General features: G+C 49.8%; 19 protein-coding genes. 9 read left to right on the top strand and 10 right to left on the bottom strand.

The annotated features are described in order from the left end of the window. Window positions 1–31 precede the first annotated feature (31 nt). A complete protein-coding gene (locus A7983_RS17800; protein ID WP_039477173.1) occupies window positions 32–991 on the bottom strand; it encodes a LacI family DNA-binding transcriptional regulator in 960 nt (319 codons plus the stop codon). A 457-nt stretch (window positions 992–1,448) separates the two neighbouring features. Between A7983_RS17800 and A7983_RS17795 the strand changes: the two genes are divergently transcribed. From A7983_RS17795 to A7983_RS17785, 3 genes are all read left to right on the top strand, one after another. Next, window positions 1,449–2,777, top strand: a complete 1,329-nt coding sequence (locus A7983_RS17795) for a PTS cellobiose transporter subunit IIC (protein ID WP_005967753.1) — start codon at window positions 1,449–1,451, stop codon at window positions 2,775–2,777. A 165-nt stretch (window positions 2,778–2,942) separates the two neighbouring features. Continuing rightward, window positions 2,943–3,248 carry a PTS lactose/cellobiose transporter subunit IIA gene (locus tag A7983_RS17790; RefSeq protein ID WP_005967750.1) on the top strand — a complete coding sequence of 102 codons (306 nt, stop codon included), beginning with the start codon at window positions 2,943–2,945 and terminating at the stop codon, window positions 3,246–3,248. 168 nt (window positions 3,249–3,416) lie between these two features. Continuing rightward, the gene (locus tag A7983_RS17785; protein WP_005967749.1) at window positions 3,417–4,796 is read left to right on the top strand and encodes a carbohydrate porin; all 1,380 of its coding nucleotides are present in this window, start codon (window positions 3,417–3,419) and stop codon (window positions 4,794–4,796) included. A gap of 75 nt (window positions 4,797–4,871) precedes the next feature. On the opposite strand, the gene ruvB is transcribed toward A7983_RS17785, so the two are convergent. The 6 genes from ruvB to aspS form a co-directional block, all read right to left on the bottom strand. Continuing rightward, on the bottom strand, window positions 4,872–5,882 hold the full coding sequence (gene ruvB / locus A7983_RS17780; RefSeq protein WP_005967747.1) for a Holliday junction branch migration DNA helicase RuvB: 1,011 nt from the start codon (window positions 5,880–5,882) through the stop codon (window positions 4,872–4,874). A gap of 7 nt (window positions 5,883–5,889) precedes the next feature. Next, complete coding sequence (gene ruvA, locus A7983_RS17775) at window positions 5,890–6,507, bottom strand: Holliday junction branch migration protein RuvA (RefSeq protein ID WP_005967745.1); 618 nt, start codon at window positions 6,505–6,507, stop codon at window positions 5,890–5,892. A 91-nt stretch (window positions 6,508–6,598) separates the two neighbouring features. Further along, window positions 6,599–7,120 (bottom strand): crossover junction endodeoxyribonuclease RuvC, encoded by a 522-nt coding sequence (gene ruvC / locus A7983_RS17770; RefSeq protein ID WP_005967743.1) that lies wholly within the window; start codon window positions 7,118–7,120, stop codon window positions 6,599–6,601. A gap of 63 nt (window positions 7,121–7,183) precedes the next feature. Next, complete coding sequence (locus tag A7983_RS17765; RefSeq protein WP_005967741.1) at window positions 7,184–7,927, bottom strand: YebC/PmpR family DNA-binding transcriptional regulator; 744 nt, start codon at window positions 7,925–7,927, stop codon at window positions 7,184–7,186. A 23-nt stretch (window positions 7,928–7,950) separates the two neighbouring features. After that, the gene (gene nudB, locus A7983_RS17760) at window positions 7,951–8,394 is read right to left on the bottom strand and encodes a dihydroneopterin triphosphate diphosphatase (RefSeq protein ID WP_005967739.1); all 444 of its coding nucleotides are present in this window, start codon (window positions 8,392–8,394) and stop codon (window positions 7,951–7,953) included. Window position 8,395: 1 nt separating this feature from the next. Next, a complete protein-coding gene (gene aspS / locus A7983_RS17755) occupies window positions 8,396–10,192 on the bottom strand; it encodes an aspartate--tRNA ligase (protein ID WP_005967735.1) in 1,797 nt (598 codons plus the stop codon). A 536-nt stretch (window positions 10,193–10,728) separates the two neighbouring features. Here aspS and A7983_RS17750 point away from each other — a divergent pair. From A7983_RS17750 to cmoB, 5 genes are all read left to right on the top strand, one after another. Continuing rightward, window positions 10,729–11,946, top strand: coding sequence for an EAL and HDOD domain-containing protein (locus tag A7983_RS17750; protein ID WP_005967733.1), 1,218 nt, complete (start codon window positions 10,729–10,731; stop codon window positions 11,944–11,946). 90 nt (window positions 11,947–12,036) lie between these two features. Next, a complete protein-coding gene (locus A7983_RS17745) occupies window positions 12,037–12,849 on the top strand; it encodes a DUF72 domain-containing protein (protein WP_005967732.1) in 813 nt (270 codons plus the stop codon). A gap of 154 nt (window positions 12,850–13,003) precedes the next feature. Beyond that, a complete protein-coding gene (locus A7983_RS17740) occupies window positions 13,004–13,399 on the top strand; it encodes an MAPEG family protein (RefSeq protein ID WP_005967731.1) in 396 nt (131 codons plus the stop codon). Window positions 13,400–13,554: 155 nt separating this feature from the next. Next, complete coding sequence (gene cmoA, locus A7983_RS17735) at window positions 13,555–14,298, top strand: carboxy-S-adenosyl-L-methionine synthase CmoA (protein ID WP_005967730.1); 744 nt, start codon at window positions 13,555–13,557, stop codon at window positions 14,296–14,298. After that, window positions 14,295–15,281 (top strand): tRNA 5-methoxyuridine(34)/uridine 5-oxyacetic acid(34) synthase CmoB, encoded by a 987-nt coding sequence (cmoB, locus tag A7983_RS17730; protein ID WP_005967729.1) that lies wholly within the window; start codon window positions 14,295–14,297, stop codon window positions 15,279–15,281. Before cmoA ends, cmoB begins: the two co-directional genes overlap by 4 nt. A 153-nt stretch (window positions 15,282–15,434) precedes the next feature. Here cmoB and cutC read toward each other — a convergent pair whose 3' ends face one another. Both cutC and A7983_RS17720 read right to left on the bottom strand, forming a co-directional pair. Beyond that, window positions 15,435–16,193, bottom strand: coding sequence for a copper homeostasis protein CutC (cutC, locus tag A7983_RS17725; protein ID WP_005967728.1), 759 nt, complete (start codon window positions 16,191–16,193; stop codon window positions 15,435–15,437). Between the two features lie 282 nt (window positions 16,194–16,475). Next, entirely contained in the window at window positions 16,476–17,024 is a 549-nt protein-coding gene (locus tag A7983_RS17720; RefSeq protein ID WP_005967727.1) for a VOC family protein, read from the bottom strand. Window positions 17,025–17,675: 651 nt separating this feature from the next. On the opposite strand from A7983_RS17720, the gene argS reads away from it, so the two are divergent. Continuing rightward, window positions 17,676–19,406, top strand: coding sequence for an arginine--tRNA ligase (gene argS, locus A7983_RS17715; protein WP_005967725.1), 1,731 nt, complete (start codon window positions 17,676–17,678; stop codon window positions 19,404–19,406). 100 nt (window positions 19,407–19,506) lie between these two features. On the opposite strand, the gene murJ is transcribed toward argS, so the two are convergent. After that, on the bottom strand, window positions 19,507–21,042 hold the full coding sequence (gene murJ / locus A7983_RS17710) for a murein biosynthesis integral membrane protein MurJ (protein WP_005967724.1): 1,536 nt from the start codon (window positions 21,040–21,042) through the stop codon (window positions 19,507–19,509). Window positions 21,043–21,154: the final 112 nt, after the last annotated feature.

Raw genomic sequence — 21,154 nt, 5'->3', positions numbered from 1 at the left:
CTTTATATTTTGAAAGCTACGTGACCGGTTTCTATTTCCGGCTAGCCATATCTGGAATGATTAAATCGCCCCGTAAGACATACGAACCCAGTACATCCTGCGTTTTTTCATTGAGCCAGGACACAATTCTGGCGGCCACCGCATCCATCGAATATTCAATTGCCGGTATCGCTGGAATACCCGGAATATCGAGAGAACCGGCAAGACTGAATACCATAATGTCTTTTGGCACTGATTTATTAAATGCCTGAAGCTGTGCGATGACACGCCTGGCTTCCTGTTCATCCGCCACCAGCAATGCATTGAAATTCAGCGTCGTGCTGTTATTGAGCAGCACTTGCAGCGCGACCGACGACGATGAAGAGGCATCCATAAAAATCAAGTTACGGTTAAACGGCAAAAAGTTATTTTCTAGCGCTCGCTTGTACCCTAACAGCACCTGTTCCGCCGAACTGCTGGCGGCAGGATTAATCAGCGCGATTTGCCGCCGCCCTTGGCGAATCAGGTAATTACACGCCGTTTCTGTGGCAAAAGCATGATCGAATTGCAGGCTGTTCGGCGTATCAGCCTCCATGCAGTCGATCAGAATAATGTTCTTATCGGTCAGATTCAGCGGAAAGCGCGCGCCGATGATTAAAATATCATCACACAAGCCGCTCGTCAGTTCATCCAGCACGCTTAACACTTCTGCCCGACTGCTGGCAAACCGCAACAGGAGATGCTTTTGATGCCGACTAAAGTGTTTTTCCAGCGCATAGAGATAGCCAGTCGTCTGGTTGATGTTGTCCTGCGCGCAAATGACGCCGATACATCCTGTTGACTGGCTTAACAGCGATTGAGCGATAACATTTGGCCGATATTTAAGCTCATCAACCGCCTTTAATACCGCAAGTCGGCTGGCTTCTTTTACACCGCGTGAACCACTCAACACCCGAGAGACTGTGGCTTTGGACACCCCAGCTAAACGCGATACATCGTTGATTGTAGACATCATTTGCCCCTGGAGAACGCTAAATCCGACTCGAAATTTGTACACTGACCCTAAATTATATTGCCTTGCAGTATAACCGTTTCCATTCATCATGGAAACCGATTATCCATTTAACAGCCAATAGACATTTTAGTCACTAAGATGTGATGTAAATCTAATTAATACCGCAGGAAATCGTCACACATTGACGGGCATCACAGTTCTCTTTTCTTTGCATGGAAAACGGTTTCCATATGATATCCAATCATCCCGGCAATAAGTTTTTACATTCTGCTTAGCGAAAAATGCGATCCGTTGCGGAAGAAATATAACGGTATAAGCCTATGTTCATAAAAGGTTGCCACACGCGACATTCTCATCAGACCTGTTAATACAATGGGTTACGGGATGTAATGTAGCGCTAACGTACTTGATGATGATCTATCGCCGCCACGGCGATACATAAAAAGGTGTTCATATGAGTTCCTTATATCAATCAATGATTGCCGCTATCGAACAATCGATTACCCCGCTGGCTGGGCGTTTAGGGCAACAAAAGTATGTGATCGCTATCCGTGATGGCTTCACCGCCGCGCTCCCCTTTATGATCATCGGCTCGTTTATGTTGGTGTTTATTTTTCCCCCCTTCTCCGCCAATACCACCGTCGGATTTGCGCGTGCCTGGCTGGACTTTTCTATCACCTATCGCGACCAATTGATGCTGCCTTTTGAATTGAGCATGGGCGTGATGACATTTTTCATTTCCGTTGGAGTCGGAGCCAGTCTGGGGCGACAGCTTCAACTCGATTCCGTGATGTCTGGACTGTTAGCCTTTATGGCTTTCCTGCTCGTCGCCGCACCTTACGCCGATGACAAAATTTCCACTGAGTATCTGTCGGGGCAAGGGATCTTCACCGCCTTACTCACATCGATCTACGCTACGCGTGTTTATGCCGCGCTGAAACAGCACAACATTACGATCCGCCTGCCGAAAGAGGTGCCAACGGGAGTCGCCCGCTCATTTGAAATTCTCATTCCCGTGTTAGTGATTGTCGCCACACTGCACCCGCTCAACCTCTTCGTTGAGGCGCAAACGGGCATGATCATTCCCGAAGCCATTATGCACCTGCTGGCACCGCTGGTTTCTGCCTCAGACTCCCTGCCCGCCATTCTGTTGTCCGTGCTGCTGTGTCAGCTTTTCTGGTTTTCGGGTATCCACGGTTCACTGATTGTCACGGGCATCATGAATCCATTCTGGATGACTAACCTAGCCGTGAATCAGGCGGCGCTGGCGGCAGGAGAAGTACTACCACATATCTATCTACAGGGATTTTGGGATCACTATCTGTTAATTGGTGGCGTCGGTTCAACGCTGCCCTTGGCATTTCTACTATTACGCAGCAGGGTCACGCACTTGCGCACCATCGGCAGAATGGGCGTCGTGCCGAGCTTCTTTAACATCAACGAACCGATCATGTTCGGTGCGCCCATCATCATGAACCCGATGCTGTTTATCCCTTTTGTCTTCGTCCCCATGATCAATGCTGTGCTGGCCTACACGGCAACCAAAATGGGCTGGCTGGCACAGGTCGTATCACTCACGCCGTGGACGACACCGGCTCCCATTGGCGCATCGTGGGCCGCAAACTGGAGTTTCAGCCCGCTGATCATGTGTCTGCTATGCATGGTGTTCTCTGCACTGATGTATCTACCGTTCCTGCGCGCCTATGAACGGACGTTGATGAAAACCGAGGAACAAAAAATACAGGGCGATCTGTCGCTGACAAAAACAGTGAACAGTCATTAGTGATAATGAATAAAAACAGATAACAACGTTAACTGGCAGAAAGTAAAAGGGTTAGGGGTGGCATATTTTACGCTATTTTTTGTTGCCCTGAATAACATTAAAAATACGAAATAGGAAAGGTAATTATACCCGATAATATTCGTTCATCTAACAATAGGTCCTATGATGATTACATTAGAAGATGCAGTAATGGAAATTATCGTCAATGCCGGGCAATCGCGCAGTTTGTGTTTTGAGGCACTACATGCCGCGCGAAAGGGCAATATTGATGAAGCTAAAAATTTGTTGAAAGAAGCCGACGGCTATGCGCGTAAAGCGCACCATATGCAAACGCAGTTGATCGAACAGGATGCAGGGGAAGCCAGACAGCCGATGACATTAATTATGGTTCATGCTCAAGATCATTTAATGACATCACTACTTGCCCGTGAATTATCAGAAGAAATTATTCACCTTTATCAACGACAATAATGAAAATAATAAATGCCTCTTAAAGGGAGGATCGATTACGTCAGTTATTTAATTGCGTCATGCTGTTAAAAAAATAACAACCACCTTGTTCTGAACGTCGCATTATTATTGCGCCAATCAGAGCGGGATGGTTATTGTCTGAAAATAACTTACCGAATTGAGATGATTATGACAAATTGCAAAAAACTTCCAGTTACGCTGGCAGTGCTGGCCGCCCTTTGCTCCGGTTCCGCACTCGCACAAGAGATCGTTACTCAGGAACAATTAGACCGTATCGTTGCTCAAGCAGTGGAAAAAGCGCTGGCAGAGCGTCAGGCTAAGCTAGACGCGATAGCCAGCAAACAGGTCGATCCGCTGACAACACCTGATGCCCCCAAAACACGTGATATGGCAATACCGTATGGCGTCGAATTCACTGGTTATGCTCGTTACGGCGCGCAATTCCAGAGCGGTGACCAGAAATATGTTGCAGTTGACGGTTCTTACAACGGTGGTTCCGCGCTGGGTCGTCTGGGTAATGAAGGCAACGGCGGTGAATTTCAGCTTTCCAAGGCATTCAAGAGCGACAACGGCGCTATCTGGGATGTCGTCGTGATGATCGACCACTGGGGCGACGAGGTTAACCTGAAGAAGGCCTATGCGGGCGTCACCAACCTTTTCGCCTCTCAGCCAAATGCCTACCTTTGGGCCGGTCGTGATTTCCATCAGCGTCCACAGCAGGGCATCAACGACTACTTCTGGATGACCCATGACGGTCAAGGGGCGGGGATAAAGAATTTTGAACTCGGTGGTATTCAATTCGATGTGGCAGCCGTCGGTGCCGTGGAATCCTGTAATCCGCAAGTGTTAGCCAATAATGCGAACCCCTCACGCATCAGTTGTACCGGTGGCTCCGGCACGGGCGATAAAGGCAATTACGCCCTGACATCCAAAGTACACGGCATCAAACTGGGGCCGTTGGATCTTGCGCTGTACGCTAACTACGGTTTTGATTCGAAAGCAGTGGATAATAATGCACGCCTGAAAGCCTGGCAAGGCGGTGCAGTCTTCAGCCACACAGGAAAAAATAGCCTCAATCAGTTTATTACTCGCTATTCAAATAATGCGGACAACAGCGTTTACAACAAAACAGACAACCTGAAAACCTTCTACGCCAGCTTTGAGGGTAAATACAAATTCACACCGCAAACGCAGGTCGAATATCTGCTGGCCTACCACGACTACGCGGACGACTCCGCGAGTCAGGACGACCGTCGTAACTACAATGCCATCGTTCGCCCCATGTATTTCTGGAATGATGTGCATTCCACCTGGCTTGAAGCGGGCTACCAGCATGTAGATTACGGCCAAGGGGGGGATAACAAAGGATGGAAGCTAACGCTTTCCCAGAATGTCTCGATCGCCATGGGACCCGAGTTCAGACCGATGCTGCGTTTCTATGTGACTGGCGGAGAAGTGGATAATAAACATACCGCGCGGACCACAACCGGCGTCAACACACAGCTCGATTCGTTTAACGTTGGAGCAATGTGGGAAGCCTGGTTCTAATCAGATCAATTCAAGGAGACCGTATGGTCTCCTTGAATGTGGCAAAACATCTCTTAGGCGATACGTTTATTCACGTTAACCCAAGTCTTCGCGCGTTAAGCCAAAATGCCGATAGGCATGCTGCGTCGCCATCCGACCACGCGGCGTGCGCTGGATGAACCCTTGCTGAATCAAAAACGGTTCCAGTACATCTTCAATAGTTTCGCGCTCTTCGCCAATCGCGGCGGCTAAGTTGTCCAGCCCGACCGGCCCACCCATGAATTTATCGATGATCGCCAACAGCAACTTACGGTCCATGTAGTCAAAACCTTCGGTATCTACCGCCAGCATATCCAGCGCTTGCGTCGCCACGTCTCCGGTAATCGCGCCTTCCGACTTCACCTCGGAGAAATCGCGTACTCGGCGCAATAGCCGGTTAGCAATACGCGGCGTGCCACGCGCACGGCGTGCCACTTCAAGGGAACCCTCCGGCGTCAGATCCAGCCCTAGGCACTGTGCACTGCGGCCAACGATGTACTGTAAATCCGCCACATTATAAAACTCCAGACGCTGCACAATGCCAAAGCGATCGCGCAGCGGCGAGGTTAACGATCCCGCACGCGTCGTCGCGCCAATCAGCGTAAAAGGGGGTAAATCGAGTTTAATTGAACGTGCCGCCGGCCCTTCGCCGATCATGATATCCAACTGATAATCTTCCATCGCCGGATACAGCACTTCTTCCACCACGGGTGACAGGCGATGGATTTCATCAATGAACAAGACATCGTGCGGTTCGAGGTTGGTCAACAGCGCAGCAAGGTCGCCGGCTTTTTCCAAAACCGGACCAGACGTTGTGCGCATATTCACGCCCATCTCATTGGCGACAATATTCGCTAGCGTCGTTTTACCCAAGCCGGGAGGCCCAAAAATCAGCAGATGATCCAGTGCATCTCCCCGTTTGCGGGCGGCCTGGATGAAAATTTCCATCTGCTCACGCACCTGCGGTTGGCCTACATACTCTTTCAGTAGCTTAGGCCGCATCGCGCGGTCGAGAAATTCTTCTTCGGGAATAGCGTCAGCGGAAATTAAACGATCGGCTTCTATCATGAATACCTCACAGCGCCGCGCGCAGTGCATCCCTGATCAGGGTTTCACAGTCAGCATCAGGGCGCGCGATCTTGGAAATCATACGGCTAGCTTCCTGCGGTTTGTAGCCTAGCGCGACCAGTGCCGCGGCAGCCTCCGCTTCAGGTTCGCCAACACGGCTGTCTACACTAGCAGGCGACGACAGTGGGATATCGCTGACTGGATTAAACAGATCGCCACTCAAGCCCTTGAAGCGATCTTTCATTTCAACCACCAGCCGTTCTGCCGTTTTCTTACCGACGCCAGGGAGCTTAATCAGCGCGCCGATCTCTTCACGCTCAACCGCGCTGACAAACTGCGTCGCTGACATGCCGGAGAGGATCGCCAGCGCCAGTTTCGGCCCAACGCCGTTCACTTTGATCAACTCACGGAACAATGCCCTCTCCTGCTTATCGTTAAAACCGAACAGCAGTTGCGCATCTTCGCGAACCACAAACTGGGTAAAGATAATCGCTTCCTGATTGAGCTCAGGAAGCTCGTAAAAGCACGTCATCGGCATATGGACTTCGTAACCCACGCCATTAGCTTCTATCAGCACCTGCGGCGGCTGTTTTTCCAGAATAATGCCTCTGAGACGACCTATCACGTTGCGCTTCCTTTTACATAGGGAATGAATGGCTTGAAGTATGACGAGTATATAACATAAAAAAGGCTGGATGAATATCCAGCCTCCTGTTTCAGCGCAGTCTTCCTGCCAGTGGGTTCACTTTCACCGCCGCGGTTCGCAGCAGGCTTTGGTTAAAGTGGCAATGTGTAATGGCAATTGCCAGTGCGTCGGCGGCATCCGCCTGCGGGCTGGCCGACAGTTTCAGCAATGAGCGAACCATATGCTGTACCTGTTTTTTATCTGCCGCCCCCGTTCCTACTACCGTTTGCTTAACCAAACGCGCCGCGTACTCAAACACGGGCAGATCCTGATTCACACCAGCAACGATAGCCACACCGCGCGCCTGCCCCAGCTTCAAGGCTGAATCCGGGTTTTTTGCCATGAAAACCTGCTCAATCGCCATACAGTCTGGTCGAAATTGCGTAATGATTTCACTGACGCCCGCGTAAATCAGCTTAAGCCGCGTGGGCATATCATCCACCACGGTACGAATGCAACCGCTGCCGAGATACGTCAGATGACGCCCCTGCTGGCGGATAATGCCATAGCCCGTAACGCGCGAACCGGGATCGATGCCTACTATTATTGTCATCGTGCCGCTCCGCCGATTCGCCCGTGTGGGTAGTCGTTTCTACGTTGCATCACCGATCTGCCATCACAGCAGCTCAGCTACCTCATCAGAGATCTCGCCGTTATGGTAAACCTCCTGCACATCGTCGCAGTCTTCCAGCATGTCGATCAGGCGCATCAGCTTCGGTGCTGTTTCTGCATCCATATCCGCCTTAGTGGACGGAATCATGGACACTTCGGCAGCTTCGGCTTTCAGACCAGCCGCATCCAACGCATCCTTCACATTGCCGAACGTTTCCCACGGCGTGAAGACGTCAATCGCGCCGTCGTCATATGTCACGACATCATCAGCACCCGCTTCCAGCGCGGCATCCATCACAGCATCTTCATCCAGACCCGGCGCATAAGAAATGACACCTTTCTTGGTGAAGAGGTATGACACGGAACCATCAGTCCCCAGATTACCGCCGGTTTTGGTAAACGCGTGGCGCACCTCGGAAACGGTACGGTTACGGTTGTCGCTCAGACATTCCACCATGACCGCCGTGCCGCCCGGGCCGTAACCTTCATAAATGATCGTTTCCATGTTGGTATCATCGTCACCGCCGATACCACGAGCAATCGCACGATTCAGCGTATCGCGCGTCATGTTGTTGGACAGTGCCTTATCGATCGCTGCGCGCAGACGTGGGTTAGACCCAGGATCGCCGCCACCCAGACGAGCTGCGGTAACCAACTCGCGGATAATCTTGGTAAAGATTTTACCGCGTTTGGAATCCTGTGCTGCTTTACGATGTTTTGTGTTCGCCCACTTACTATGACCTGCCATAAAAATCTCCGAAAAAAGCCTGTTCAGGCCGGATAAATAACAAATTCTTCAATCGCCTGCCGATTGCTCCAGGACTTAGTCAACTGTGCCGCATGGGGCACATCCAGCCACTGGTAAGCAAGATGCTCGGATAATTGCACCTCGCGCTCAGCAGGTAACGCAAGACAATACCAATGTTCAGTATTGTGCGTGACCCCCGGCGCATAGCGACGTCTCAAATGAGCAAATAGCTCAAACTCAATACAGCGCTGACAGTCAAAGAGTGATAACGCTTCAGCGGATATATCAATGTTAACTTCTTCTTTGACTTCACGCTGTGCAGCATACGGCGCACTTTCCCCTTCTTCTATACTCCCCGTCACGGATTGCCAGAATTCAGGATCGTCACGCCGTTGCAGCATCAGCACCCGTCCAGTGTCGCGGGCATAAATCACCACCAACACCGAAACGGGTCGCTTATATACCATTTTATTCGTTCTCGGATTTTCCATCCTGAGCCGCTTTCCCTTTCACAACAACCGCAATAGCAAGCTCTTCCAGCGAGGCTGGGTTGGCGAAACTTGGTGCTTCCGTCATCAGACACGCGGCCGCCGTCGTTTTCGGGAAGGCGATAACATCACGAATGTTATCAGTGCCCGTCAGCAACATCACCAGACGGTCAAGACCAAACGCCAGACCTGCGTGCGGCGGCGTACCGTATTTCAGTGCGTCCAGCAGGAAGCCAAACTTTTCACGCTGTTCTTGCTCAGTAATACCCAAAATGCCGAACACCGTTTGCTGCATTTCACCACGGTGAATACGCACGGAGCCGCCGCCCACTTCATAACCGTTGATCACCATGTCATAGGCGTTGGCGATCGCCACAACCGGGTTGGCAGACAGTTCTGAAGGCAGCATGTCGCGCGGTGCAGTAAACGGATGGTGCATCGCAGCAAGTCCACCTTCGCCATCTTCTTCAAACATAGGGAAATCGATCACCCACAACGGTTCCCAACTGTTGTCTTTCGTCAGGCTCAGATCGCGACCCAGCTTGAGGCGCAGCGCACCCAGTGCATCGGTCACCACTTTTGCGCTGTCCGCGCCAAAGAACAGGATGTCGCCATCTTGCGCCGCGGTACGATCCAGCAGCGCAGACAGTACATCTTCACTCAGGAACTTCGCGACCGGGCTTTGTACGCCTTCCAATCCCTTGGCACGCTCGTTGACCTTGATATAAGCCAACCCTTTCGCACCATAGATTTCAATAAACTTGGCGTATTCATCAATCTGCTTACGGCTCAACTGTGCGCCGCCCGGTACGCGGATAGCGGCAACGCGGCCTTTGGCATCATTTGCCGGGCCGGAGAACACTTTGAATTCGATATCTTTCAGCAGATCGGCAACATCGACCAGTTCCAGCGGGTTACGCAAATCTGGCTTGTCGGAACCGAAACGGCGCATCGCTTCCGCGAACGTCATGATCGGGAAATCACCCAGATCGACGCCTTTCACGTCAAGCCACAGTTCACGCACCAGTTTCTCCATCACTTCACGCACCTGCGGCGCAGTCATGAAAGAGGTTTCCACATCGATCTGGGTAAATTCAGGCTGTCTGTCAGCACGCAGGTCTTCGTCACGGAAGCATTTGACGATCTGATAGTAGCGGTCAAAACCGGACATCATCAGCAGTTGTTTGAACAGTTGTGGAGACTGCGGCAGCGCATAAAATTTGCCTTTATGTACGCGGCTCGGTACCAGATAGTCGCGCGCACCTTCCGGCGTCGCTTTCGTCAACATCGGCGTTTCAATGTCCAGAAAACCGTGATCGTCCATAAAACGGCGAACAAAGCTGGTGATACGAGCACGCGTTTTCAGGCGCTGCGCCATTTCAGGGCGGCGCAAATCCAGATAGCGGAATTTGAGACGCGCTTCTTCGGTGTTGGTTTGGTTGGAATCCAGCGGTAGCGCTTCAGAACGGTTAACGATCGTCAAAGCATTGGCAAAAATCTCGACTTCACCCGTCGCCATGTCTTTGTTGATTTGGCTTTCTGGACGGGCACGCACTACACCAGTAAGTTGGATGCAGAACTCGTTACGCAGCTCGGATGCCAGTTTAAATGCGTCCTGACGATCTGGGTCAAAGAACACTTGAACCAACCCTTCACGGTCACGCATATCAATAAAAATCAAACCACCCAGATCGCGGCGGCGGTTAACCCAACCGCACAATGTCACTTCCTGGCCCACATGGGACGAATTCAACTGTCCGCAATAATTAGTACGCATCACGATGTCCTTTTACTCATCCGCCAGCTTTCACGGTAGATTACGCTTCACGGTAGATCACAACGCAAAAACCGTGGCATTTTCGCTGCGCGGTATGGTTTTTCTGGGTTACTGTTCGGTGAAAAAAGGCGGCTATTATAAAGGATAATAGCGCGAACGATAAGTATGAAGGTAACGCTCTGCGATGCAGGTGCCTACTCTTTTTACGAAATTTCTCTGCCAGTTAACGAAATGTTTACCAATCGAGGCAAAGTTGTTGCAAAAACTAACATCAGAGGAAAACTGAGCCACCCGAATGCAGTGATCCTAAAATCGTCAGAAAAGCAGCGTTCCCGTTGATCAATTCTCTTAAGCATCACTGGCCCATAGACAGAGAGCATGCCGATACGCACAGCATGATGATTTGTGGAAACCGGCCTTCTCTTTTAGTAAAACCTGCTAGAGTTAATAAGTAACTCATTATTTTTATAAAAATTTTAATAAAAAAGTGCTTTTCCAATTTTGGCTAATGCGTATGGTTTACATGGAGAACAACTATGTATTCATTTGTTGCACGTCAACCTATTTTAAATCAACACCGACAAACCGTTGCCTATGAGCTACTTTTTCGCATGGACATCACCAATAAATTTCCTGATGTCAGCCCTGAGTTTGCGACCGCGCAGCTTATTTCCGATCAATTTTTGACCAGCCCACTCACGAAATCTGTCGTTGAGCAACCTTACTATATTAATTTTCCCCATCAGATGTTGATCAATGGCCAGGCTGAGGTATTGCCACAGGAAAAGGTCGTGATCGAAATTCTGGAAAATGCGATACCCAATAATGATCTCTTTGCTGCCGTAAAAAAGCTAAAAAGGAAGGGCTTCAAAATTGCGCTTGATGACTTTTCGATGGATTCAGAATGGGATCGGTTTTTGCCTTACATTGATATCATCAAATTCGATTTGACCCAGTCGACATTTGATGAAATTGAAAAATTCATCAAAAGAACAACACAACGTAAGTTAATCTATTTGGCCGAAAAAGTAGAAACTCATGAACAATACCTGCAAAGTAAAAAACTGGGGATCTCGCTTTTTCAGGGGTATTTTTTCAGCCGTCCTGAAATGATTAAGTCGAAAAAACTGGTGAGTAACTCCAGCAACACCGTGAGGTTACTGAGGGAAGTCAATAAACCTGAGATCAACTATGCCACTATCGAAGAATTGGTCTGCGCCGATCTGTCGCTTTATTATAAGTTGATGCGCCACATCACCAATATCAAATACAACACTCGCTTTGGCATCACCGCGACCTCGATGTCGTTTCGTTCGATGGCAATGCTGCTTGGGCAGCGGGAACTTAAGCGCTTTGTTTCATTAATTAGCATTACCAACAGTAATGAAAATAAACCCAGCGAGCTTTATCGTACCAGCTTAATTCGCGCCAGGTTTTTCGAATTACTGTATGCCTCTTTTAATGTGAAGGAAGACACCACTGAAGCGTTTCTATGTGGGTTATTATCACTGCTTGATGCCGTATTAGATTCCCCCATGCCGCTGCTGCTTTCGCAAATCGCACTATCCGAAAAAATTAACCAGAGTTTATTAGAAAATACCGGCGAGCTGGCGATTTACCTGACGTTAATCGCTAAATACGAACAGCAAGAGTGGGAAGAGCTTGAACGCCTCTTAATCCAGTTAGGTGTCGATGAAGAAAATTTCTTTACCATGATAATGGAAGCAACACAGTGGGCAGATGAGATTTTATAAACGATTTCCTCGACTCACTCGCACTCCCCAGCCAATTACGCGATAATGGCAGATATCCTATTGAGGCCCAATGATATTATGGTGCAATAGATGTACATCGGATTACCACAATGGCAGCACCCTGCGTGGAATCGGTTGGGGTTAAACGATCTTGCCGACTACAGCCGCTATTTTACCTGCGTTGAAGGTAACACCACTTTTTATGCGTTACCTTCGCGCGAGATTGTCGGGCGCTGGCGTGATATGACGCATGATGACTTTCGTTTCTGCTTTAAGTTTCCCTCAACGATCAGCCATAAAGCTGCCTTGCAGAACTGTGACAGTGATGTAAGCCTTTTTTATCAATGCCTTGAGCCGATCGAACACCGTATTGGGCAGCTATGGCTACAACTCCCCGCAGCCTTCGGGCCAGTACAGTTACCCGTTCTGTGGCGTTTCCTTGATGCCTTACCGCAGGGATTTAGCTACGGGTTGGAAGTGCGCCACCCGCTATTTTTTGCCAAAGGCAATGAGGAGCGTGCGCTGAATCAGGGGCTACAGCAACGTGGCGTCAATCGCGTGATTTTAGACAGTCGCCCAGTCCACCACGCGGCACCAGACAGTGCCGCGATGCGTGAAGCCCAGCGTAAAAAGCCGCGCGTACCGGTTCATGCCGTGCTGACCGCCACGCAACCACTGATCCGCTTTATCGGAAGTGAGAAACAGGAAGAAAATCTCCACTGGTTTGAGTCATGGCGTAACAAACTGCCGCAGTGGCATGACGCGAATCCTTTCTTCTTTATTCACACACCGGATATCGGCGATGCGCCACCGCTGGCACAACAGCTTTGGCCATTACTCGCCGAGATCGACCCGACATTGCCGCCGCAGCCGGATTGGCCGCAGCAGGCAACGCTTTTTTGATTCAGCAAACAGGGGATGCGTTAGTTCATTTAGTTATAAACATTTCGGCAACGTAATCTATTTCCGCTAAAAAAATGAGGCTTTACAGGCGACAGTGGCGCTGGGTAAAGCTATTATTCTGCAAGCCGTTTTCGGTTAGGTCACGGAGTAAAAAATGGTAAGTGCGCTCTATATCGTGCTCGGCGCAATCTTGTTGATAAAGCTGTCTATTGATGTTGTAAAACTGAGAATGCAGTATCGTGTGGCGTATGGCGACGGCGGATTTTATGAATTACAAACCGCAATCCGCGTACATGGTAATGCGGTGGAATATATTCCGATTGCTGCGATTTTGCTGGTACTGATGGAAATGAATGGCGCGCTTATCATCATGATCCATTTCTGCGGCATTTTATTGATCGCCGGGCGCTTAGCTCACTACTACGGCCTTCGGCATCGTGAATTCCGCTGGCGGCGATCGGGGATGTCGGCAACCTATGCTTCGCTCATCCTGATGATTGCCGCAAACCTCTATTACCTTCCTTGGGATCTGGTTTTCACGCTGTATTGATGGTGTGAGACAAAAACGATCCCCGCCGTTCTCGGGCGCACAGGTAGGATGCGTCCGGGAATCAAAAACCACGCCCACACAATGTGAAAGGTGAAGGCTACTGCGTATTCTGCTAGAATACGCGCCTCTTTATTACTCTCAGTGCGCTTTCTGCCATGCCAAACCGCGATATGCTTTTTTCTGTGCCAATTGCCAATTTAGGCGACTGGACATTCGATGAACGCGTTGCCGACGTATTTCCCGATATGATCCAACGTTCCGTGCCCGGCTATTCCAACATTATTTCGATGATTGGCATGCTGGCAGAGCGGTTCGCCCGCCCGAATAGTCTCGTCTACGATCTAGGGTGCTCGCTAGGCGCAGCCACGCTGTCTATGCGACGTAATATTCATGTACCGGGTTGCAAAATTATCGCGGTAGATAATTCTCCGGCGATGGTGAAACGCTGCCGTAGCCACATTGATGCTTTCCGCTCCACGACCCCCGTTGAGATTGTCGAAGCAGATATCCTGAACATTGATATCGAAAATGCCTCTGTGGTTGTGCTGAATTTTACGCTCCAGTTTCTGGAGCCTTCCCAGCGTCAGGTGCTTATCGAGCGTATTTATCAGGGATTAAATCCCGGCGGCGTGCTGGTGCTTTCTGAGAAGTTTAACTTTGCGGACAAAGATGTCGGTGAATTGCTGTTCAACATGCATCTTGATTTCAAACGGGCCAATGGCTACAGCGAGTTAGAAATCAGTCAGAAACGCAGCATGTTGGAAAATGTCATGTTGACCGACTCGGTAGAAACCCATAAAGCTCGACTGGCAGATGCTGGCTTTGAGCACAGCGAAGTTTGGTTTCAGTGTTTTAATTTTGGTTCGTTATTAGCCGTGAAAGCAGAGGAAAAGGCGTGATCGATTTTGGCAATTTTTATCAGCAAATCGCAAAGGGTCCGCTCAGCCACTGGCTTAATACACTGCCTTCACAGCTCAGCAGTTGGCAGCAGGAATCTTTACACGGTAAGTTCAAGTTATGGTTTAACTCGCTGGAACATCTTCCATCGCTGACCCCGACCTCACTGGACTTAAACGATAGCGTCACGGCGCGTATGGAACCCGATATTTCCGTCGGTCAGCGTGAAGGGATTGAGAAGCTGCTGCGCAATTTAATGCCCTGGCGCAAAGGCCCTTTTTCACTTTACGGCGTGGATATCAACACAGAATGGCGTTCGGACTGGAAATGGCAGCGCGTTTTGCCACATATCAGCCCGCTGAAGAATCGCCTGATTCTCGATGTGGGTTGCGGCAGCGGCTATCACCTGTGGCGAATGGTCGGTGAAGGTGCCTCGATGGCGGTCGGCATCGATCCCATGCAGCTATTTTTATGCCAGTTCGAAGCCGTGCGTAAACTGCTTGGCGACGATCGGCGCGCACACGTTTTGCCACTCGGTATTGAACAACTCCCTGAACTTGCAGCGTTCGATACCGTGTTTTCCATGGGCGTACTGTATCACCGACGCTCCCCGCTCGATCACCTGTGGCAATTGAAAAATCAGTTGGTGGCAGGCGGTGAACTGGTGCTGGAAACGCTGGTCATCGATGGTGATGAGAACCAGGTGTTAGTACCGGGAGAACGTTACGCGCAAATGCGCAATGTGTACTTCATTCCGTCCGCTGCGGCCTTAACGACATGGCTTGAGAAATGTGGGTTCGTTGATGTCCGTATCGTCGATAGTTGTGTCACCACAACGCAGGAACAACGCAGGACAGACTGGATGACAACCGAGTCGTTAGCCGAATTCCTCGATCCTGAAGATCCGACTAAAACGGTAGAAGGCTACCCCGCACCGGTACGGGCGGTATTGGTTGCTAATAAACCGGGGATCTATCAACCCTAAATGACTACGATCCGATAAAAAAAGCCCCAGTAACACACTGGGGCTTGGTACTTGCCATGCAAACCTAAGGGTATGCGGCGCGGCAAAATTGAAGAATAACGATGCCGTGTTGATAGCAATATGGGCAACCTCCACACGGCGACATGCCTTACATTATGACGCGTACTGCGTTTCACGATCTGGGCTAACCGCCCGTTTCATTGCTGCTACTACATCGCCATCCACGCAGTACTGGCTAAATTCATCTAACTCCGCATCAGAACACATCGACACACCGATCTTACGGTAACGCATCGGAGATGGAGCCCACTGCCCTGCAGAGCTATGCAATTCTCGGATACCCGCTTGCTGAAATTTATGCACGTTAGTTAACCGCACGCCGGAACCCGCCATAATAATAGGACCGCGACTGACATGCGTTAGTTCACGTAATAACCGTAACCCATTTTCCGCAGTCTGTTGCTGCCCAGAGCTCAATATGCGCGATACACCCAGATCGGTAAGTTGTTCCAATGCAATATAAGGGTTCAGGCACATATCAAATGCGCGATGAAAGGTCACTTCCATCCCTTGAGCTGCTGCCATAATTTCACGCATTTTAAGCAAATCAATGTGCCCTTCCTCATTCAGCACACCGACAACGATACCGGGGAACCCCATCTCACGAATCTGCTCAATGTCATATTTGATGGCTGCAAACTCCGTCGGGCTGTAGCAAAAATCCCCCCCTCTCGGGCGTACAATCGGGTGAACAGGAATCGCAACTTTTTCACGGGCACCACGCAGCGCACCATAGGATGGCGTTAATCCCCCTTCGCGCTGTCCTGTACAGAGTTCAATCCTGTCGGCCCCAGACTGCGCTGCCGTTATCGCACACTCAACGCTATAACAGCATACTTCCAGTTTCGTCATCGCGACCCCTCCATATAAACTCCCCGCCCCTTTTCTTAATCACCAAAAGCCAGCGAATCATCACGCCGACTAAAGTAATAACTATGGCATTCACATTCATATCGTGAGGAGACCGGAGTCACAATGAATACAATACATTATCGAAGTAAACATGACATAAACCACAATTTTATTAATCTGTTCCGCAGCAAAAAAAATTAGCATGAATAACGCGGCATACCATTTTATCGGTCAGCCCATGTTATCTTTCTGATTACGCGCTGAGCCGGTTATCCACTATTTTCACAACGAAGATTTTTCGCTCGCGACAACGTCTCGTATATCACATGGATGAAATTTTATTGTCACTTTACCATTAGTTACTGCCAGCGTCGGATTAGGAATTCGTTCTTTTTCACCTTGCGGAGAGCTGAATTTAAGTTTGATGCCTGGTGTACGCAGTGCGTCATCAGACAAGCAGGCCAGCGCACGCTGATGCAGCGTTTTAGCATCACCAGGCAACACCAGTTCCACATGCTCCCATCCTTCATGGGGATAGCGCTTTTCGCCCGGCCACGGCAGCTCGATACACGTCATCTGCCAAGGACCAATCACGATGGCTTTCTCCAGAATAAACAAGCAGATTGGGCGACCGTTGATGAGGTTTTCAGACAACAGACTACCGACCTTCAATAGCGCCGCTTTCCATGATTCAGCCGTCGTATTCTGGTGGCAACGCAGCGAAATATGGTCAGCATGAAATGCGCTTAAATCCAGTTGTAACACGCTCGCCAGCTCCTGTAATTCTTGCTCAAAACGCGCTAAATCTGTTATCAAATCATCGGGTAACATATTGGGTAAGACTCCTTGCAGCATCTCATGTATCAACAGTCATTCATGCGATGAGAATATCACACTCGTAACACCGTCTAATTAAATTTTAATCTTATTCCAAACGCATTTATTTACACTACCTCCATCTGAAACGCATTAAATGCAAAGAAAAAATAACGCTACAGCTTGGTTAATAAATGGAATCATTTTTTACCTGGAGCTAATCCGAGATACTTTTTGCAATCTATTCTGGGAGAAATCTTAAATAACACAGCCCCCATTGAACACCAGGGTGAAAAAGTATAGATTAAGAAAACAAATAATAACGCAGAGATATTATCATGGTTTTACTCATTATATCTATCGTGCTTGTTGCTATTGCGGCATATGCTATTTTTCGTCATTATAAAACCAGAAACTCACATAAGATTGGTGTAAATAATCGTTCAAGAAAACGTTAGGATTACGATTTTATTTTCATTCTACCTAACGTTACATCTTATTTTTTCGTGCTCTCCTTACCCATTGTTTTCATATCACTCCCCTTTTTCATCTCCCGCTCAGCGGTCATTTTTCATCTGAATATCTCTCCATCCCCCTGCCCGTCTGCTGACGAGGAAAGGCAAATATGGTATAAGCAGGGCTTGATTTTTTATTTAAGGTAAACCGGTGAATATTCAGGCTCTTCTCTCCGAAAAAGTCAGCCAGGCGTTAACCGCCGCAGGCGCGCCAGCAGACAGCGAAGCTCAGATCCGTCAGTCGGCAAAAGCACAGTTTGGTGATTACCAGGCCAATGGCGTCATGGCCGTGGCAAAGAAACTGGGCATGCCGCCGCGACAATTGGCTGAAAAAGTCGTCCAACTTTTGGCGCTGGAGGGCATTGCGGAAAAAACAGAAATCGCAGGCCCGGGATTTATTAACATTTTTCTCGATAAGCAGTGGGTTGCGAGCCAGGTTGAAAACGCCCTGAATGCACCAAAACTAGGTTTAACGCCCGTTGAGCCACAAACGATCGTGATTGACTACTCCGCCCCCAACGTCGCGAAGGAAATGCACGTCGGCCACCTGCGCTCAACCATTATTGGTGATGCTGCCGCCCGCACGTTGGCATTTTTAGGCCACAACGTTATTCGCGCTAACCACGTCGGCGATTGGGGTACACAGTTCGGCATGCTGATTGCTTACCTCGAAAAAATGCAAAACGAAAGTGCCAACGAGATGGACCTGTCCGATCTTGAAGCATTTTATCGTGAAGCAAAGAAACACTACGACGAAGATGCTGATTTCGCTGAGCGCGCACGCGGTTACGTGGTGAAATTACAGGGTGGTGATGAATATTGCCGTCAGATGTGGCGCAAACTCGTCGATATCACCATGGCGCAGAACCAGATCAACTATGAACGCCTTAATGTCACCCTGACCACGCAGGATGTGATGGGTGAAAGCCTGTATAACAACATGCTGCCAGGCATCGTTGCCGATCTGAAAGCAAAAGGTTTAGCGGTTGAAAGCGAAGGCGCAACGGTGGTTTTCCTTGATGAATATAAAAACAAGGAAGGCGAACCGATGGGCGTCATTATCCAGAAAAAGGATGGCGGCTACCTCTACACCACGACAGATATCGCCTGTGCCAAATACCGTTATGAAACCCTGAACGCCGATCGTGTGCTTTATTACATCGATTCTCGCCAGCACCAGCATTTGATGCAAGCCTGGACCATCGTGCGTAAAGCGGGCTACGTGCCTGATTCTGTCAGCCTGGAACACCATATGTTTGGCATGATGTTGGGCAAAGATGGTAAGCCATTCAAAACACGTGCAGGTGGAACAATCAAACTGTCCGAACTGTTGGACGAAGCCTACGATCGCGCACTGAAACTCATCGCGGAAAAAAATCCACAGATGGAACGCGATGAGTTAGAAGCGTTGGCGAAAGTGGTTTCTATCGGTGCGATTAAATACGCCGATCTGTCGAAGAGTCGTACCACAGACTACGTTTTTGATTGGGATAACATGCTGGCGTTTGAAGGCAACACGGCACCGTATATGCAATACGCTTATACCCGTGTCGCGTCCATTTTCAAGCGTGCGGGAATACAGGAAGACACCTTAACGCAGCCGATTACGCTGAATGATGAGCGCGAATTTGCGCTTGCCACACGCCTACTGCAATTTGAAGAAACCATCACCTCCGTCGCCCGTGAAGGCACACCGCATGTGATGTGTAGCTACCTGTACGATCTGGCCGGCCTGTTCTCTGGTTTCTACGAGCACTGCCCAATTCTCAATGCCGAAACTGACGACGTGCGCCAGAGCCGTCTGAGACTCGCGCTGCTTACGGCCAAAACGTTGAAGCAGGGTCTGGATACGCTGGGTATCGAAACCGTCGAGAAGATGTAATTCGTTTCTCGGCTGAAAATTTATCCATCACCTGAAAACAAAAACGCCATGAGTGCAGAACCCATGGCGTTTTTTATTCTGCAACGATTTATTTACCTTGTTACACGCTACGGCGGGCGAAATCCCGAGGTCGGAACCCCAACAGCGCCAGCGTGGCAAAATAGGAACCTGCCCCCGCGACCACCACCAGCAGCAAGCGCAGGATCCGCACCGTCATATTGCCGTCATCCCACGCGGGCATCCACCACAGCATCCCCAGTAAAACCAACGACATCACGATCACTGCTGCCAGCAGGCGAACCAGAAAACCCCGCCAACCCGGTAGGGGTTGGAAAATATCCTGCTTACGTAGTTGCCAGTACAACAATCCTGCATTCAGGCAAGAAGCCAGGCCGATGGACAGCGCCAGCCCCGCATGTTGCAGCGGACCGATAAAGATCAGGTTCATAATTTGCGTCAGAATCAGCGTGACCATCGCGATTTTTACTGGCGTCTTGATGTCCTGTCGGGAATAAAAGCCGGGCACCAAGACTTTGACGACTATCAACCCCATCAATCCAACCGAGTAGGCAACCAGCGCGCGCTGGGTCATCAGCGCATCAAAAGCGCTAAATTTGCCGTACTGGAACAGCGACACTGTTAACGGTTTGGCCAAAATACCTAGTGCTACCGCGCTCGGCAGCGCCAGTAGAAAACACAGACGGAGCCCCCAATCCATCAGGCGGGAGTATTCATCATGATTGCCACTGGCAAAACTTTTTGCCAATGACGGGAGTAAGATCGTCCCTAACGCCACCCCCAACACGCCGGAAGGAAATTCCATCAGACGATCGGCGTAATACATCCATGATACGGCGCCTTCGCTGAGGAAAGACGCAAAAATGGTGTTGATGATCAGCGAAATCTGGCTCACCGACACGCCTAAAACCGCAGGCCCCATCAACTTCATGACTCGCCAGACGCTCGGATCACGCCATTTCAGGCGCGGCAACACCAGCATGCCAATCTTTTTCAGATGCGGCAGTTGATAGCCAAGTTGCAGTAAACCGCCAACCAATACCGCCCAGGCCAGTGCCATCACGGGAGGATTAAAATACGGCGCGGCAAACAGAGAGAAACCAATCATGCTGACGTTAAGCAGCGTCGGCGCAAATGCTGGCACCGAGAAACGGTTCCAGGTGTTCAGCACCGAACCGACCATGGAGGTCAGAGAGATCAGCAGGATATAGGGAAACGTGACTCTTAATAGGTTCGATGTCAGCTCAAAGCGCTCAGGCGTCGCGGCAAAACCGGGGGCGGTAACCATAATGACCCACGGAGCAGCGACCATCCCCGCCACGGTGACCAACGCCAGAATCAGCGTCAGCATGCCGGAAACATAAGCAAGGAATGTTCGCGTGGCTTCGTCGCCCTGCTGGCTTTTATATTCGGCCAGAATAGGCACGAACGCCTGTGAGAATGCACCTTCTGCGAAAATACGGCGAAGCAGGTTGGGGAGTTTGAACGCCACAAAGAAGGCATCCGTCGCCATACCTGCACCAAAAATGCGGGCGACGATAGCATCGCGCACAAACCCTAACACGCGCGATAACATGGTCATGGAACTGACGGCAGCCAGTGATTTAAGTAAATTCATCCGATTATGTTCTGAACGGTTCAGGGGCGATTATTGACCTGTTGAGGTCATCCTGATTGCGAGGTGCGACTAGTCTACGCATTGCGCGTGTAATAGCTACCGAACATTGTCA

It is taken from the genome of Pectobacterium wasabiae CFBP 3304, from assembly GCF_001742185.1.
Lineage (GTDB): Bacteria > Pseudomonadota > Gammaproteobacteria > Enterobacterales > Enterobacteriaceae > Pectobacterium > Pectobacterium wasabiae.
This window is presented reverse-complemented; position numbering and strand designations above follow the sequence as displayed.

Bases quoted from the DNA above. Each gene is read 5' to 3' on its own strand.
- A7983_RS17740 (WP_005967731.1), top strand. From the start codon at position 13,004: ATGGTAAGTGCGCTCTATATCGTGCTCGGCGCAATCTTGTTGATAAAG.
- ruvB (WP_005967747.1), bottom strand. From the start codon at position 5,882: ATGATAGAAGCCGATCGTTTAATTTCCGCTGACGCTATTCCCGAAGAA.
- A7983_RS17765 (WP_005967741.1), bottom strand. From the start codon at position 7,927: ATGGCAGGTCATAGTAAGTGGGCGAACACAAAACATCGTAAAGCAGCA.
- A7983_RS17745 (WP_005967732.1), top strand. From the start codon at position 12,037: ATGTACATCGGATTACCACAATGGCAGCACCCTGCGTGGAATCGGTTG.
- aspS (WP_005967735.1), bottom strand. From the start codon at position 10,192: ATGCGTACTAATTATTGCGGACAGTTGAATTCGTCCCATGTGGGCCAG.
- nudB (WP_005967739.1), bottom strand. From the start codon at position 8,394: ATGGTATATAAGCGACCCGTTTCGGTGTTGGTGGTGATTTATGCCCGC.
- A7983_RS17790 (WP_005967750.1), top strand. From the start codon at position 2,943: ATGATTACATTAGAAGATGCAGTAATGGAAATTATCGTCAATGCCGGG.
- murJ (WP_005967724.1), bottom strand. From the start codon at position 21,042: ATGAATTTACTTAAATCACTGGCTGCCGTCAGTTCCATGACCATGTTA.
- A7983_RS17800 (WP_039477173.1), bottom strand. From the start codon at position 991: ATGTCTACAATCAACGATGTATCGCGTTTAGCTGGGGTGTCCAAAGCC.
- A7983_RS17750 (WP_005967733.1), top strand. From the start codon at position 10,729: ATGTATTCATTTGTTGCACGTCAACCTATTTTAAATCAACACCGACAA.
- A7983_RS17785 (WP_005967749.1), top strand. From the start codon at position 3,417: ATGACAAATTGCAAAAAACTTCCAGTTACGCTGGCAGTGCTGGCCGCC.
- cutC (WP_005967728.1), bottom strand. From the start codon at position 16,193: ATGACGAAACTGGAAGTATGCTGTTATAGCGTTGAGTGTGCGATAACG.
- cmoA (WP_005967730.1), top strand. From the start codon at position 13,555: ATGCCAAACCGCGATATGCTTTTTTCTGTGCCAATTGCCAATTTAGGC.
- A7983_RS17720 (WP_005967727.1), bottom strand. From the start codon at position 17,024: ATGTTACCCGATGATTTGATAACAGATTTAGCGCGTTTTGAGCAAGAA.
- ruvC (WP_005967743.1), bottom strand. From the start codon at position 7,120: ATGACAATAATAGTAGGCATCGATCCCGGTTCGCGCGTTACGGGCTAT.
- A7983_RS17795 (WP_005967753.1), top strand. From the start codon at position 1,449: ATGAGTTCCTTATATCAATCAATGATTGCCGCTATCGAACAATCGATT.